The following is a 14,897-nucleotide window of genomic DNA, read 5'->3' as shown; positions in this document are numbered from 1 at the left end:
AAGGGATTTTCTTGGCTTTATTTGACCCTTGAATCTCTTGGGAAAGTCAAAAAGTCAAAAGTTAAGAAAAATAAGTGTCATTGTTTGTTGTGAGCGCTAGCTCATATCAAATCCGAATTGTAGACCCCTTTTTTAAGGGCCTAAACAATCTCCTCCACTCTCCCCCTCCTTTGGGGAATAAGGGAGTTATCGAAACAGATGGGGTATCAGGGGGTGTTCACCAGCCACAACCAACCTTTCACGGGGTAAGCGGGATACCTAGCCCACGAGAAAATTTCTTGATGGTGGGATGGGCATCCCGCCCACCCTCTGATTTTTCTCGGCCTTAAAATGTAGATGCAACTGGATAGGAACTCACTTGCTAACTTCAGGTTTCTGACCTAGGGGAAAAACGTCGGCAGAATGGTCTGGCTCCAAGCTAGCGCTATTGAGAGACCAGCGATACTCAACGGGTATGTTAGCTCGCTGACAGCTTTGTTCAAGTTGCTTCTGCTGAGCCAAGGCTTTGCGGAGGGTGCTGATTAATTGATGAACTTGCTCTCGAACGGCTGGTTTTTGACTCACCGCAAAGGAAGTTTGACGCTCTAGAAGTTGGAGAAGCAGTTCGTAATGGATATAAGAGGGAAGGGGGATTGGCTCCATGAAAGCTGGTTTACCTCGAAATGGACGAATCTGCGGTAGCGAAACATCCTCTTAGGGGCGCTTAGCGCTTGAGGTGAGCCGGAAACTCACTCGTGCCTACAAGCCCCTGAGAGTTCTCGCCATTGAAAAAGCATTCCTAGGGTACAAGTCATGCCTTAGCAAACAAATCGGCGATCGCAATAGCTGGGTCAGGTTGTTTCACCAATGACTCACCGATAAGAACGGCAGTCGCCCCCGCACAGGCCACTCGCTCCAAATCAGCGGTTGTATGAAGTCCCGATTCGCTGACAACCGCTATACCGCGCTCTTGGAGCTGATGACTCCGCGCCTCTAGCAGATGGCAGGTTGTTTGCAGATCGATCGAAAAGTCTTCCAAGTTGCGATTATTAATACCCACCAGGGTAACCCCATCTAGAGATAACACGCGGTCTAACTCTTGAAGAGTATGAACCTCAATCAAGGGGGTCATGGACAAAGATTTAGCAATTTTGACAAAGTACTGGAGGTCTTGATCAGACAGAATGGCGGCAATCAGTAAAACCGCATCGGCTCCATAACAGCGGGCGAGGTAGATTTGATAAGGATAGATAATGAACTCTTTACATAAGACTGGTAGGTCAATGGCAGCACGAACCTGACTCAAATTTTCCCAACTGCCCTGAAAGAATTTTTGATCCGTGAGCACAGAGATCGCCGTTGCACCGCCTTGGTGGTAGGCTTGAGCGATCGCGGCTGGATCAAAATCCTCACGGATGACTCCCTTACTGGGTGATGCCTTTTTGACTTCAGCAATCAAGGCTGGACGCGTTTTACCACAGAGCAAGGCAGCTTGGAAGTCACGGGGAGCCGGTGCGGTTTGCACCTGCTTACGCAATTCCACCAACGGCAGGCGTTCTCGCATCTGGTCAACTTCCGCCTCTTTGTGCCAGACAATTTCTTCCAGGATATGGCGTGGCTCAGCGTCTGGGACTTTAACTTGATAACGAATGATGCTGATGTCAACAGGGGGACTAGGTGGGCGTCGGCGAATTTGCATGAGTTAGGTTAGGGGTCATTGGTCATTGGTCATTAGTCATTGGTTTTGGGTCAACTGACAACGTTGAACTGACTAATGACTCAGCACAGCTCGTTTGTAGGCTTCATCCAGCACTTCCGACAGGGTGGGGTGAGCATGGACTAAGTAGGCAAGAGTGTTAACGGACTGACGCTGCGCGATTGCATTGGATGCCTCGTGAATCAAATCAGAGGCGTGGAGTCCCAAAATATGAACACCGAGGACTTCGCCTGTATCTGGACGGTAGATTACTTTAGCTATACCATCGGCTTCTCCTTCTGCGATCGCTTTAGAATTCCCCTTAAAGTATGACCGAACCGTAGCCACCTCAAATCCCTCTTTCTCACCCAGTTCTTTAGCAGCGGGTTCTGTCAGTCCCACATAGCTAATTTCTGGATGAGTAAAGGCGGCGGCTGGGATGCTGCGATAGTCTACAGTACGGTGACGACCACACATATTTTCGACTGCCGCAATTCCTTGAGCGGAGGCGGCATGAGCCAGCATCATTTGACCCGTCGCATCGCCAATCGCCCACAAGTGTGGCACTGGCTCACCTCCTGACAGGACTGCCATGGTGTCATTGACCGGAATAAAGCCCCTGCGATCGGTTTCGGCACCCACCGCGTCTAGTCCTAGATTTTTGGTGGCTGGAATCCGACCGGTTGCCACCAGGCAGGCATCCACTTCCAGAACATCCACGACTTCTTTGGTTTTGGGGTTCGTCAGTTCAATCACCACGGGTGAACCCGGAATCACTTTTGTGGCAAACACACCCACATGGGTTTCAATATCACGGGGTGTGATCAGAATGCGTGTTGCCAATTTAGCAATATCCGGGTCAAAGGTCGGCATCAATTGGTCGAGGGCTTCGATCATCGTAATTTCAGACCCTAGAGCCGTGTAAACATCAGCAAACTCCAGACCAATGTAACCACTGCCAATAATGGCGACCCAGTCGGGTAGCCAATCTAGCTTTACGGCATCGTCACTGGTAAACACCGTTTTGCCATCAATCTCTATCCCCGGAGGGACGAAAGGAATGGAACCTGTGGATAGCAGAATATCTTTTGCTGTAATGGTTTTTTCGCCACTGTCTGTAGCCACGGTGACTTTTTGCTGTCCAGCGACCCTACCCCAACCCTGAATAATATCAACACCTAAACGTTTGAGGCTATTGGTAAGATCGCCGCGAATTTTACTCACCAGATTGGTCGCATGGCTGGAGATCGCTTGCCGATCAAACTCCACACTGCCCACCTGAATACCCAAGGACTTCAGGTGGTGGGCGTTCCGTAGCTCCCGCACCCGCCCCGATGCGGCCAATAACGCTTTTGATGGGATGCAGCCTCGATTGACACAGGTACCCCCCATCTGTGCCGCTTCAATAATTGCGGTTTTCAATCCACAGCTAACGGCATGTAAAGCCGCGCCATGTCCGCCCACACCAGCTCCAATAATCACCAAATCGTAATCAAATTCTTGACTCACATTCATCTGTGTAATGCCTATCGCCCTCCCTATTCTTAACTTGTGCAATCTATGAACACAAGTATTTAGTTTAATTCACTCGTTCCTCTGGCTGCCATAGCGGGAACCCTAGCAGCAGTTATGGTTTGAGTTTCTCCGCCCAACTAAAATCCCAAATTTTATAGCGTGGTTGGTCGTTGCCCTAATTGGAGGATGAACAAATTGGGCATGGAGGATGTTACAAAATTTTGTTTGGTTGCAGTCCCCAGTCGTCAGTTTTTTCGGAATCGGGAAGTCGGAAACCCTTCAGACTGCATCGTTCCTACTGTAATTCTTTAGAATTTTTCCTGCCTGATTATGGCCTTCAAACTTCCCCAAGCATCATGATGTATCTTAGAAGTTTTCATCGGCTGTTCTGCGATTAAAGGGTGTTTTGGGAGTCAATCATTATGCAAGAGCATCAGCCAAATCTACGGAACTTTGCGGACAGAGCTTTTAGGGAATCGTTGGAGCAGTTAGAGAATATCTTACCTCCAGAGCTTCAAGCCACGGAATCTGATTTGCCGTTAGAAGGTGACTTTTCTCGCCAAAACCAGCATGACTCCAATCTGTGGGAAGAAGCGGCGGCTGATCTAGCTGCCTTTTTTGAGGACAAACAGCTACCACAAGCTGGAATGTTGGATGACGAGGCTGAATAGACAAGTCCAACTTTCCCACCCAGCCTTGGGAGGGGCTAGGTAGAACAACCTTCAACCCTGCTTGTGGCGTTGTCGTTGGGCTTCATATAGCATCAAAGCGGCCGCGATCGCCACATTTAAGGACTCTACTCCCGGCATGAGCGGAATTTTGACCTGTCGATCCGCTTGGATGGCTAAGTCAGTTCTAAGTCCAGCCGCCTCATTCCCTAGCAGAATTAGGGTGGGGCCGCGCAAATCGATGTCCCAGTAATTCAATGTGGCATCCGGGAGTGTGGCGACGACTTGTATTCCTTGAGCCTGACATTGGCTAACAACCTCTTGCAAATCAGGGCTGATTGTCACAGGAAGCCGGAACCACTGACCTGCTGAAGAGCGCAACACTTTCGGATTGTCCACGTCCACACTATCCGTACTCAACCACAAGCGATCGGTACCTGCGGCGGCGGCTGTGCGAATGATCGTTCCGAGGTTGCCTGGATCTTGCAGCGTCTCCAAAGCTAGACCGACACCCGTGAGGAGAGGTACCTCTGGGAGAGGCGCTGAATCAGAGGTAAGAAAGCGCTGTGCCGTTGCCACAACCCCATCCGGTTGAACAGTCGTTGCGAGCGCCTTAAGGACTTCCGGACTCACCAATTCGGCTCGTTGACATCGCGAAGCCGCATCTTGCCAAAGTTGCTGATGACGCTCTTGCCATTCTGGCGTAAAGCAAACCGTAACCAAGGGATAACCTACCGCACAAGCTTCTTCTAAAAGGTGAGTTCCCTCTAACAAAAAGAGTTGCTGCTCTCGCCGTCCCTTGGCATTGTGCAGCTTCCTAATTTGCTTAACGAGAGGATTCTGAAGACTGGTCAGCATCGTATTTTTAGATTTTAAACTTGGATTTTAGATGGGCGATCAATCCAAAATTTAAAATCTTTGCATTCAAAATTGTGATGCGGAACCCGGGACTTGAACCCGGAAGTCTTTGCAGACACTAGAACCTGAATCTAGCGCGTCTACCAATTCCGCCAGTTCCGCTTGCGCTTTTTTCCACGCAGTTTCCTATAGTGCTGCATTTGTGAGAGTTTGTCAACTAATTTTTCTGATAAGGAATAAGAATAGGGTTAAATTCAAAACTTGTGGACGATTAAGCTGGCTTTTTATGTAGACATTTAAAATCTTTCAGGTAGAATCAGAACCAAATTTTAAAAAATGCCAAGGAATTCCCTGATTCTGGAGGATAGACCCATCAATCACTCTCTGAGCCTGACAGATAGCCACTCTTTACCCGAAGAAGACAAATCCGTGTTACAGATTTGGGGCAGAAATTCCCTACACGGGCAGGTCAAAATTAGTGGAGCCAAAAACTCGGCCTTGGCCATCATGGCAGGGGCTGTACTTTGTCCTGATGATTGCCGACTGCGTAATGTGCCCTCTCTGGTAGATGTGGCACGGATGAGCCAGATTCTAGCGGCTCTAGGTCTGAAGATAGAACGTAACGGTGACACGCTCGACATTGATGCTCGTCACCTCCAACAGTCCCAAGCGCCTTACGAATTGGTCAGCCAGCTACGAGCTAGCTTCTTTGTAATTGGTCCTGTGCTAGCGCGATTGGGAGCGGCTCGTGTCCCGTTACCGGGCGGTTGTGCCATTGGTGCTAGACCCGTAGACCTCCATGTCCGGGGCTTACAAGCGATGGGAGCCGAGGTACACATCGATCATGGAATGGTTCACGCCTATGTCCCTGGACGGAACCCCAAGTTAAAAGGGGCAAAAATTTACCTGGACTACCCCAGCGTAGGAGCCACGGAAACCCTGATGATGGCGGCAACCTTAGCCGAAGGCGAAACGACGCTGGAAAATGCCGCCCAGGAGCCAGAAGTGGTAGATTTGGCGAATTTCTGTAAAGCGATGGGAGCCAGGATTCGCGGTGCTGGCACAAACACCATTGTGATTTCCGGTGTTCCCAACTTACACTCGGTGGACTACCCGATTATTCCTGATCGAATTGAGGCAGGAACCTTTTTAGTGGCTGGAGCCATTACCCACTCGGAAATCACCATCTCCCCCGTTGTGCCCGATCATCTCACGGCTGTGATTGCTAAGCTACAAGACATTGGGGCTAAGGTAATTGCAGAGGGACCCAATTGCCTACGGCTTGTTCCAGGCCGACTCCGGGCAACGGATATTGAAACCTTGCCTTATCCAGGATTTCCGACAGATATGCAAGCGCCGTTTATGGCCCTCTTAACCAAGAGTGAAGGGGACAGCGTGATTACCGAAACGGTGTTTGAGAATCGTCTGGGTCATGTTGCTGAGTTAAATCGCATGGGCGCAGATATTCGTGTGAAAGGGAAACATGCCTTAATCAGAGGGGTATCGATGCTATCCGGTGCTCCTGTTGTTGCCACAGACTTACGAGCCTCAGCTGCGTTGGTGATAGCTGCGCTAGCGGCTGATGGAAAAACGACGATTCAGCGCCTGCATCATTTAGATCGGGGTTACTATGACTTAGAAGGGAAGTTGCGGCAATTGGGAGCAAAAATTGAGCGCGTGCAGGATAAGACTGATGCAGGGGTTGAAGCCGATCAGACGTTGACGGCTCCAAACCAAGTGCCTACGACGCCGTCGCATTCATAGACTGAGTTCGACCTCCAGAGCAAACGGCTATTGACTCAACGTCAGTCCTCAACTATGAGTCCTGTCTTGGATTGGCTCTGATCTGCCAGCCACTTTCAGCACTAATGGCTCAGCACTGAATGGATGAAGCGATCGCCGTTTATTAACTCTCGCGCTTATCTCCTGTGGCAGCCAAAAGTGAAAGAGGGGATGAGATAGTTATTCCCTCCCCCAAACTCCCACAACGACTAAAATCGATTCAGTCCGTTCTAGCTAGAACTCAAAATTTCTGTCAAAGCTTCCCTGACGATTGGATATTGATATTTAAAACCATAGCTAATGGTTCTTTTGGGAAGTACCTGTTGACCTTCTAAAACAACTTTAGCCCCCTCTCCCAGCAGCGCTTCCAGGGCGAAACTAGGTACTGGCAACCAGGAAGGACGATGGAGAACATCCCCCAGCTTCTCAGAGAGTTCTGACATCCGCACAGGATTGGGTGCAGTGGCATTGAAAACGCCCTCCATGTCAGATCGGTTTAGGGCTTCCATAATCAAGCCGACAAGGTCGTCCTGGTGAATCCAAGCGAACCACTGCTGGCCGGTACCGATCGGGCCGCCCGCAAAGAATTGGAATGGGGGTATCATTTTGGCGAGTGCCCCACCATTTCCTAGGACAATACCAAACCGGAGAATCACCAGTCGGACACCCACATCCTTCACTTTCTGAGCTTCGGCCTCCCAAGCTTGACAAACTTCCGCCAGAAAATCGTTACCCGGAGGACTGGTTTCGTCAAAGGTGGCGGTTTCGCTAGTCCCGTAGTAACCGATTGCAGAAGCGTTCACTAATACCTTTGGCTTAGGATTCGCTTGAGCGATCGCTTCCACTATTTTTTGCGTGCCCAACTTGCGGCTGTTGAGAATCTCCTCTTTTTGCTGCGGTGTCCAGCGATTCTCTGCGATCGGTTCTCCGGCTAGATGTACCACGGCGTCACAACCTGCGATCGCCTTTTGCCAGTCACCGGATTCAGTAGGCGTATAGGCTACAATTTCCAAATTGGGGAACTTGCGTAACCCCGCTTCCCGATTGCGGGTGAATATAAGTGGCTGATGTCCTTGTGCCTGGAGTTGCTCCACGAGGCGACTGCCCACAAATCCAGTTGCTCCAGTAATTGCTACTTTCATGGTTTAGTTTTTGTTACTCTGTGTCGATTTCCCGATTTCGCTGTAAGCCATATCATTGACTTCGGCGTAGCGCTGCATAAAGCGCATAAAGCGTTCCCAATAATCTTCCCGCTCAATCTCAAACTGGCACTCCACTCGTTGGAGTTCATCCCCCTCGGCACCACCGAATAAAATTTGCACGGAAGAAGGTTCAACGGTAATGACACCTTCTTCATCGGTTAACAAGATGGAATTAGACGAGCGTTTCGTAAAGCTATGAAATCGTTCTAAAGCCTTTAATGTATTGAAGGTCATCAAGACTGAACGGACTCCGGTGTTCCGATTCTGCCGCAAGCTGACGTTGCTCAGTTCTTCGAAAATTCCTTCAAAAAATTGAATCGAGGGGGTTTGGGAAGTCATGTTAAAAGTGAATTTAATATTAAATTAGTATACAAAAGTTAAAACCTCTACAGAAAATATTCTGCTTGGCCTATTTTTTTGAGGTTGACGTTTCTCACTCAATGGTCATTCCCAGACCCATAGCGCCATGATTCAATCCAACGGCGGCAGTAATATTGAGAAATCGGCGGTAGCGTTTTTACAGAGCCACTGATGAGCTGCCCTAATGGATATAAGCCGGTATAGATGCCTAGATTGATGTAATGAATTAGCCAATCTAAGAGCGTTCTCAGGCCGACTTGAGGAATCACTGGAAGTACAAGTCCCGGTTTAGTAAGTGACGTGACGAATAGTGTTTTGGATAGCCCTGAGAATTGCACAACGTCTTGTAAGAAGGGGCGGAGTACATCGTCTCCTAGCTGTTCCATTGCCTGAAATACGCCTGTGAGAAGCTGGTTAATTTGATTGGTAGGTAATTGTTGTTCGATCCCGACGCTCATCGCTCGTTGAAATAACCAGGTGACGGCGATGTTCGGTTGATAAGGCTGTAGCTGGGTTAACGCATTTTGGGTTAAGGCGTCATATTCCAGGGCTTCATGAATTCCCTCCGTTAGACGCTTGAGATGTCTCACCATGGAGCCAAACCCACCAAAACTTACCGGAGATTGACCTCCACTGCTATCACCCACGGGTAAAATTCGGCTCCAAGGTAGACGAATCGGCGAGTCACGGTAGGCAGGAAAGAAGCCAAACAGCACCCGTTGAAAATCAAGTTGGGATAATTCGACAGCTTGGTATTCTGGCAAGAGGCGCAGGTATTCCTCAAATAAAAACTCCAAACTGGGGCGTTCTGGGTGAGCATCCAGGTAGGTGAATAAATAAGTGGTTCTACCATCCCGTGCCGGAAATGCCTCCCAAAAATATTGGCATTGATTTTGGATGGGCGTAAAAGAAACGATTAAATCGCCTGTTTCATTTTGGGGAAAGCCTTGAGCACAACTACCAACAACTAAGCAGACACCTTCTGGTTTTTCGCCTTGTCGTGCCTGTTTGACAATGGGCGAAAAATGTCCCATCGCGTCGATGAGCAACCGCGTTTTTAATCCACCAGCTGCGTCAACGAAAACCCCATCGGGATGAACGATAGCACCCTCGAATGATGTCTTTTCCAACAGTTGACCCCCCGCGTCCAGAAATGTTGACTTGAGGGTATCGAGGAGAAAGATGGGGTCAACCCCAATGTTGAGAACATCCTTTATCCAGAAATCAGAGCCTTGGTGAAAGCTGATGCGAGCGGGGTTATATTCAGTTGCGATCGCTTGTTCTAATTGTGCTTCCTCTAGCAGTTCCAGTTCTAAAAATACCTGTAATTCTTTGCGGGAGATATTCCACTCCTGTTCCCTTCCTCGCAAAATTCCTCGTTCAATTAGAGCCACTCGCCAGCCGCGTTTTTGCAGGGCAGCGCCGATTAAAATTCCTAAGGTGCCACCACAGATGACAACATCCCAATCCACTGTTCCTAAAGGCTCTTGGCTCTGTTTGACCACAAACGGAATTGGGGCTGTGTCTTCCCGCAGCGCTTGCCAAGCTTGATCTGCACTCCGAAGGCGTCCGAGAAGGTTACCGGGTAGCTGAGAGAGAATTTGCTCGGTTTGGCTCATGGCTGTCTTTTTTGGCGGGGATGCTCCCTTTTCATCCTAATGGGCTTGGAGTCTGGAGGAGGAAGCCCTACGAGTGAACTCGCGGCTATACAAACGAAGCCTGCCTACGCAGGCTAAATTCTTAATAGCCCCCGAAGGCCCGGAGCTTTAGCGAGGACTTTGCTCGTATAGCCCCACCCTGAAGGGTGAGGGTCTTCTTTACTAGAGGGAAAATGCATCGAAATTTTACACAGTTGTACCTTCACCTAGTTTGGGGAACTTGGGATAGATTACCCTTAGTAACACCAGACATTCAAGAAGTGATTTATGCCGCAATAGTGAAACAATGTAGCCAATTAGAATGCACAGTAATTACTATTGGCGGCATGGCAGATCACGTTCACCTATTAACGGGTTTCCCACCAAAGTTGACTATATCTGATCTAATTGACAAAGCAAAAGGCAGCTCTTCTCACTGAATCACCCACGAAATCAAACCAGGCGAATTTTTCAAATGGCAAGGTGGCTATGGCGCATTTACAGTCAGTAATAATCAAATTGATCAAATCGCTGATTACATTCGCAACCAAGCGCAGCACCATCGCCAAAAATCTCTCATCTCCGACTGGGAACTCAGCTAAGGAGCCGCGCTTTTAACGTCAAGCTTTCTCCCCCTGGCTGATAAACTTGCTAATTATAGCCTGCGTAGGCAGGTTTCATTCGTATAGCCCCACCCTTTAGGGTGCGGGAATATTTAGATTAGAGAGTTCACAAGGGAAGGCTGATGTAAAAGGTTGTTCCTTGCTGGCAACTGGACTCAAAAGAAATCTGCCCCCCATGAGCATCGATAATCGACTTTGCGATCGCGGTTCCCAATCCAGTGCCACTATGTTTACCATAGGTCACAAATGCCTCAAATAAGCGGTCTTTAATGGCGTCTGGAATGCCTGGGCCATTATCACGAATCTTGATATTCACCCCTGACTCGTTCACCCAAGCTGTCAGTTCCACACGACCCCCACACCCCTTAAAAGCTTCAACCGCGTTTCCCACCAAATTTTGCACAACACGCAAGAGTTTGTTTTCATCCACATTCACGACGACATCTGCTGCCTGAATCACAAACTCAACTTGTGCCTCGTGAAAGTAAACACGATTGAGTTTTTCAAAAAGCTGCAATACCACAGCAAGGTTAATCGGTTGTTTATTTAATACGGAATTGCCCCGCACAAATTCCAAAAATTCTTCTGCCATTGCTGACATTCGATGAGCCTGGGCTTGAATCAAATAGCACCACTCAACGGTTTCTTCATCGGAGTGTAGTTCCTGAATCATGCCACTAGCTAGATTAATTCCGCTCAAAGGACTTTTAAAATCATGGATAACAGTGTTCAGCATCTCCCCAAGCAGAACCATTTTCTCTTTGTGAACCACTTGTTTCACATATTCGTCCGTGGAGTCCCTGAGACGTTGAATCATGTAACTAAACAGCTTAATGGCTACATTGCCTTTTGTGTTTTCCAAGATTTGCATCAGAGCATGACCTGGAATCTTGGCTAAAGTAGCCTCTTGACAAGCAATCGCCTGGGTGCTGCGGGGTTGTCCATCCAAAATCCCAAGTTCCCCAAAGAAACCATTCGGCAGAGCTTTGGTTAGGGTTTGATAGTGATTAGGGCTGATCCGTTTTCTAAATTCCACTTGACCAGCTAAAACCAGGTACAAGAAATCGGCGGGATCGCCTTCATCAAAAATTAGGGTCTGATCAGGTAAGTCTTCGACAATCGCTATGCGGCATAGTTCTGAAGCTTGTTCAGGCTCAAAAAAGGATATAAATTTATGCGATTTCAGTTCCATAGGAGAGAAAACTGCATCGTTAGTCTCACAAATTGCTTGATTTTAGCTTGACATCTGTCGCCCGTCTAAAGAGTGCGATGGCTCACGTTGATGCCTGAGCCAAAGCTAGCACCGCATTCTGACCGCCAAATCCAAAACTCAAACATAGCACCTGCCGAATCTGGCCTGGGCGAGGTGTCTTTACGAAATCCAACTCAAAATCAGGTTCCGTCAACCCCACACAAGGGGGTAAAAGTTGATGCTTTAAGGCTTTTAAACCAAAAGCCACGCCTAAGGCTCCAGATGCCCCGAGAGTATGACCTGTTCCGCCTTTGGTCGAACTAACCGGAACCTCCCTGGCAAACACCCTCTGAATCAACTCAGCTTCGTTGTAGTCGTTGAGTTGGGTAGCAGTACCGTGAGCGTGGATGTAGTCAATATCCGATGAGGAAAGATGACTGCGTTCTAGACATTGCTTGACAGCGGCGATCGCACTGCGTCGATCTGGATTTGGGGCACTGACGTGATAAGCATCACTCGTTAAACCAAACCCCAGCAACTTTCCATAAACTCGATCACCTCGATGGACGACCAAGTCGGCTGACTCTAAGACTAAGACAGCCGCTCCTTCTCCTAAAACTAAACCTTCCCGCCGCTTGTCAAAAGGGTAGGCTCCTGTTTGAGCCAGAGCACCCATTTTATCAAACCCTGTCAGTGTGAGTGGAGTGATGGGAGCTTCAACTGCACCCGCAATCACTCGCTGACATTGACCTGTCTGGATCAGTTCCATGCCTTGAGCGATCGCCCAGACTCCTGTCGCACAAGCCGCCATTGGTGCAAGCACCGGCCCTAGTGACCCAACTTGACGGGCGGCTGTAATCGCGGCGCTATGCGGCAGCGTATCCAACCAATTGTCTAAGTTTAGGATTGGGGAGGGGGAAGAAGACGCCGAGAGGGGAAAACGCGGGGATGCGGAAAGTTCTTCAAACTCGCCATGTCCCTTTGTCTCCCCAGTCAAGCTTTGAGTGTTTCCATATTGTCTCCTCCCCAGCCTTTTGGCGAGTTGCTCCCATGATGCCTGACAGCTACGACTTGAGCCAATCACCACGCCACAGTCGGGCAATGGCATAGGTAAATCAGCATCCTGAAGGGCATCAGCCACAACCTGCTGCGTGAGCGTCTTGAGGGATGTTACGGTTTGACCTATCAGCGCTAGGGGACGGGCGGGAAACTCTGGAAACGGTTGATGTTGCTGGATTCCAGATTTTCCGTTAATTAGATGCCGCCAGCTAGATTCCAGACTACCTAAAGCTGAGAGCAAACCGATGCCAGTAACGACTACCTCCACCGCAGCCAAAGCTAATTGCTCCCAAGTGTTCCAGCAAACCTCATCAAGTCTAAACTATCGAGGGGATTTTCAGCCAACGGCTTTGAAGGGGAAGAGGTAGAGTGTGGAGATTCGCAAACCTACTATTTTTTGAGATTTTCGATTCCTTTGGTCACCTCAGCTGACTCAATGCGATCGCCCTGCTGAATCTTGTCTACCACGTTCATACCATTGGTGACATACCCAAAGACCGCATAGTTTCCATCCAAAAAGGGCAGTTCGGTTAGGGCAATATAAAACTGTGACGAGGCTGAGTCAGGGGGGGTTGAGCGAGCCATCGCCACCGCACCACGAGTATGTTTGAGTTGAGGGGGAACAGCAATGCCAGCTTTATCGAAAGTTTGGCTATAGATCGGAGCTTGTGCGTCTTTGGGCTTAATCTCTAGCGGTACATAGCGTTCTTGAGTGGTTTGGGGATCGATAAAACCCCCCGTTCCCAATCGCTCTACCGGAAAGTTCGGATCTTTCCCTTGAGGGTCACCCCCCTGAACAACAAAGGGTTCCGGGGTTCGCACCACCCGGTGAAAAACCAGTCCCTTGTAGACGCCGCGCTGGACAAGGTCTACAAAATTTCCTGCTGTAATGGGGGCATTGGTTCCATCAACTTCGATGGTGAGCGGTGAGCCTTTTACCTTGAGTACCACTGTGGCCTTTCCTTCCAGTCTTGGCAACTTGCTCTGCTGAGAACTGGGTAGCTCAGCCGCTGGAGCAGAGGCTGTTTCAGCGGCTTTTGGGTTACTGGATTTGAGGGGAGTCGGTTCTTGCGTGCTACATCCCCCCATCACCAAACCTACAACAATCAAAAGTATCGATAACCAACGCTGGATTTTTATCTGCATGTTTAATTCACCGTTCTTGTAGCCTTAGCTACTGAATCATAGTAAGCAGATCTGTTCCCACTCAACAGCATGAATTACAAGATTGAGTTACAAGCCCTCTAGGGGAACTGCTAGAAAACGAGCAATTTCTGCGCCCTGATTTTCGAGCTCAGACAAGGATAGGGGCTGCCCAACGCGAGTCAGAGGAATTTCCCTGCGGTCTTTAGCTCGAAGATAAAGGGCTCTTTTTGGGTTAAGACCTTCTTTGAGATCTACTCGAATCGACTGGACATCTTGTAAGCGGCAGCTAAACTCGATGCGACGGTTCTTCCCAGGAAACCCCCAGCGAAAAATTTTCACCATACCGGTTTCTTTGCTGAACTCATTGTAACCGCCACCAACATCCAACAAAATAACGAGCCACAGGTAAAGGGCTAAGAGCAGACCCGCAAGGCCATAGAACCCCATCGCCGCCCCCTGAGGGATAAATATCAGTTGGGTCGCATCTCCCACAGGAAGCAGATTCACCTTGGTGTAACTTGAAAGTGCTGCCAAGAAAAAGCCTGTTGCTCCCACAGAGACAATGATTGCCCACCAGTAGTTACTGAATCGGCGAGAACCTAAAATCGGCTGACGAATGACGCGATTCTCGCGTTGGGTTGTTTGTGCTGTCATGGAACAATCCTGCCCCCTCTATCTCACGATTTGCATAACACACTCTGCCATTACTATGGCATTTTTAGCAAAGGCAGAGCGGATCTCTCGAAATTCTGAGGACGTATGTGTCAATTTGTAAAAAATTTGATATCCATTATGATTAGAAAGTAAACGCTGCAAGCCTTACCTCCTTTACAGGAGATCGGGGTAGCCGCGTAAAAATGTGATAAGTTAAGAAACATTAAACAGCCACGAGCTAATAGGCTAGTGAGTGGTACTGGGTGGCTGACACATCCTTTCTGAGAGAAGTTAGTCTGACAGGCTGGCCTCACAGGAACTTCACGCTGATTTAGCTGTGGAGATGTCAACAACCCTACGCGAAAGCGTCAAACTGGAATCCTTGCAAATTATTGATGTCAGAGGATTTGAAACTATGACAATAGCAGTCGGACGCGCGGCAAGTACGAGAGGATGGTTTGACGTCCTCGACGACTGGCTCAAGCGCGATCGCTTCGTCTTCGTCGGCTGGTCCGGCCTGCTGCTG

The 14,897-nt window shown here is 48.9% G+C and carries 14 protein-coding genes, 1 tRNA gene and 1 pseudogene; 4 read left to right on the top strand and 12 right to left on the bottom strand.

Annotation, left to right across the window (positions count from 1 at the left end; translation table 11 throughout):
- Positions 1 to 354 precede the first annotated feature (354 nt).
- From NDI48_23210 to lpdA, 3 genes are all read right to left on the bottom strand, one after another.
- The gene (locus NDI48_23210) at positions 355 to 642 is read right to left on the bottom strand and encodes a DUF5340 domain-containing protein (protein MEP0834076.1); all 288 of its coding nucleotides are present in this window, start codon (positions 640 to 642) and stop codon (positions 355 to 357) included.
- 148 nt (positions 643 to 790) lie between these two features.
- Positions 791 to 1,678: an indole-3-glycerol phosphate synthase TrpC gene (gene trpC, locus NDI48_23205; protein ID MEP0834075.1), complete on the bottom strand. Its 888-nt coding sequence runs from the start codon at positions 1,676 to 1,678 to the stop codon at positions 791 to 793.
- Between the two features lie 72 nt (positions 1,679 to 1,750).
- On the bottom strand, positions 1,751 to 3,190 hold the full coding sequence (lpdA, locus tag NDI48_23200; protein MEP0834074.1) for a dihydrolipoyl dehydrogenase: 1,440 nt from the start codon (positions 3,188 to 3,190) through the stop codon (positions 1,751 to 1,753).
- Between the two features lie 422 nt (positions 3,191 to 3,612).
- Between lpdA and NDI48_23195 the strand changes: the two genes are divergently transcribed.
- Positions 3,613 to 3,861 carry a hypothetical protein gene (locus NDI48_23195; GenBank protein MEP0834073.1) on the top strand — a complete coding sequence of 83 codons (249 nt, stop codon included), beginning with the start codon at positions 3,613 to 3,615 and terminating at the stop codon, positions 3,859 to 3,861.
- Between the two features lie 51 nt (positions 3,862 to 3,912).
- On the opposite strand, the gene NDI48_23190 is transcribed toward NDI48_23195, so the two are convergent.
- Positions 3,913 to 4,716, bottom strand: a complete 804-nt coding sequence (locus NDI48_23190; GenBank protein ID MEP0834072.1) for an RNA methyltransferase — start codon at positions 4,714 to 4,716, stop codon at positions 3,913 to 3,915.
- Between the two features lie 78 nt (positions 4,717 to 4,794).
- Positions 4,795 to 4,878, bottom strand: a tRNA-Leu gene (locus tag NDI48_23185).
- Positions 4,879 to 5,052: 174 nt separating this feature from the next.
- Here NDI48_23185 and murA point away from each other — a divergent pair.
- A complete protein-coding gene (gene murA / locus NDI48_23180) occupies positions 5,053 to 6,480 on the top strand; it encodes a UDP-N-acetylglucosamine 1-carboxyvinyltransferase (protein ID MEP0834071.1) in 1,428 nt (475 codons plus the stop codon).
- Between the two features lie 248 nt (positions 6,481 to 6,728).
- On the opposite strand, the gene NDI48_23175 is transcribed toward murA, so the two are convergent.
- The 3 genes from NDI48_23175 to NDI48_23165 all read right to left on the bottom strand — a co-directional run bounded on the left by NDI48_23175 (position 6,729) and on the right by NDI48_23165 (position 9,679).
- Entirely contained in the window at positions 6,729 to 7,640 is a 912-nt protein-coding gene (locus NDI48_23175) for a TIGR01777 family oxidoreductase (protein MEP0834070.1), read from the bottom strand.
- A gap of 3 nt (positions 7,641 to 7,643) precedes the next feature.
- Positions 7,644 to 8,039 (bottom strand): photosystem II reaction center protein Psb28, encoded by a 396-nt coding sequence (gene psb28, locus NDI48_23170; GenBank protein MEP0834069.1) that lies wholly within the window; start codon positions 8,037 to 8,039, stop codon positions 7,644 to 7,646.
- A gap of 98 nt (positions 8,040 to 8,137) precedes the next feature.
- Complete coding sequence (locus NDI48_23165; GenBank protein ID MEP0834068.1) at positions 8,138 to 9,679, bottom strand: FAD-binding oxidoreductase; 1,542 nt, start codon at positions 9,677 to 9,679, stop codon at positions 8,138 to 8,140.
- Positions 9,680 to 9,891: 212 nt separating this feature from the next.
- Between NDI48_23165 and tnpA the strand changes: the two are divergent.
- Positions 9,892 to 10,299 (top strand): annotated as a pseudogene (gene tnpA, locus NDI48_23160) (IS200/IS605 family transposase).
- A gap of 127 nt (positions 10,300 to 10,426) precedes the next feature.
- Here the strand turns inward: tnpA and NDI48_23155 are convergent.
- The 4 genes from NDI48_23155 to NDI48_23140 form a co-directional block, all read right to left on the bottom strand.
- Entirely contained in the window at positions 10,427 to 11,512 is a 1,086-nt protein-coding gene (locus NDI48_23155) for an ATP-binding protein (GenBank protein ID MEP0834067.1), read from the bottom strand.
- Between the two features lie 82 nt (positions 11,513 to 11,594).
- Positions 11,595 to 12,848 carry a beta-ketoacyl-ACP synthase gene (locus tag NDI48_23150; GenBank protein MEP0834066.1) on the bottom strand — a complete coding sequence of 418 codons (1,254 nt, stop codon included), beginning with the start codon at positions 12,846 to 12,848 and terminating at the stop codon, positions 11,595 to 11,597.
- Between the two features lie 113 nt (positions 12,849 to 12,961).
- Entirely contained in the window at positions 12,962 to 13,717 is a 756-nt protein-coding gene (locus NDI48_23145) for a peptidylprolyl isomerase (GenBank protein MEP0834065.1), read from the bottom strand.
- Between the two features lie 87 nt (positions 13,718 to 13,804).
- The gene (locus tag NDI48_23140) at positions 13,805 to 14,371 is read right to left on the bottom strand and encodes a photosystem I assembly protein Ycf4 (GenBank protein ID MEP0834064.1); all 567 of its coding nucleotides are present in this window, start codon (positions 14,369 to 14,371) and stop codon (positions 13,805 to 13,807) included.
- Between the two features lie 343 nt (positions 14,372 to 14,714).
- On the opposite strand from NDI48_23140, the gene NDI48_23135 reads away from it, so the two are divergent.
- Positions 14,715 to 14,897 (top strand): hypothetical protein (locus tag NDI48_23135; GenBank protein ID MEP0834063.1); only part of this gene is annotated, 183 nt, incomplete at its 3' end.

Origin of the sequence: Microcoleus sp. AS-A8 (assembly GCA_039962225.1) — a bacterium.
Lineage (GTDB): Bacteria > Cyanobacteriota > Cyanobacteriia > Cyanobacteriales > Coleofasciculaceae > Allocoleopsis.
Note: the sequence above shows the minus strand (reverse complement) of the source record. Positions and strands in the feature narration are given on the sequence as shown.

What these genes read in the sequence shown, in the direction of transcription:
- NDI48_23210 (MEP0834076.1), bottom strand. Translation starts at nt 642, where the DNA reads ATGGAGCCAATCCCCCTTCCCTCTTATATCCATTACGAACTGCTTCTC.
- trpC (MEP0834075.1), bottom strand. Translation starts at nt 1,678, where the DNA reads ATGCAAATTCGCCGACGCCCACCTAGTCCCCCTGTTGACATCAGCATC.
- lpdA (MEP0834074.1), bottom strand. Translation starts at nt 3,190, where the DNA reads ATGAATGTGAGTCAAGAATTTGATTACGATTTGGTGATTATTGGAGCT.
- NDI48_23195 (MEP0834073.1), top strand. Translation starts at nt 3,613, where the DNA reads ATGCAAGAGCATCAGCCAAATCTACGGAACTTTGCGGACAGAGCTTTT.
- NDI48_23190 (MEP0834072.1), bottom strand. Translation starts at nt 4,716, where the DNA reads ATGCTGACCAGTCTTCAGAATCCTCTCGTTAAGCAAATTAGGAAGCTG.
- murA (MEP0834071.1), top strand. Translation starts at nt 5,053, where the DNA reads ATGCCAAGGAATTCCCTGATTCTGGAGGATAGACCCATCAATCACTCT.
- NDI48_23175 (MEP0834070.1), bottom strand. Translation starts at nt 7,640, where the DNA reads ATGAAAGTAGCAATTACTGGAGCAACTGGATTTGTGGGCAGTCGCCTC.
- psb28 (MEP0834069.1), bottom strand. Translation starts at nt 8,039, where the DNA reads ATGACTTCCCAAACCCCCTCGATTCAATTTTTTGAAGGAATTTTCGAA.
- NDI48_23165 (MEP0834068.1), bottom strand. Translation starts at nt 9,679, where the DNA reads ATGAGCCAAACCGAGCAAATTCTCTCTCAGCTACCCGGTAACCTTCTC.
- NDI48_23155 (MEP0834067.1), bottom strand. Translation starts at nt 11,512, where the DNA reads ATGGAACTGAAATCGCATAAATTTATATCCTTTTTTGAGCCTGAACAA.
- NDI48_23145 (MEP0834065.1), bottom strand. Translation starts at nt 13,717, where the DNA reads ATGCAGATAAAAATCCAGCGTTGGTTATCGATACTTTTGATTGTTGTA.
- NDI48_23140 (MEP0834064.1), bottom strand. Translation starts at nt 14,371, where the DNA reads ATGACAGCACAAACAACCCAACGCGAGAATCGCGTCATTCGTCAGCCG.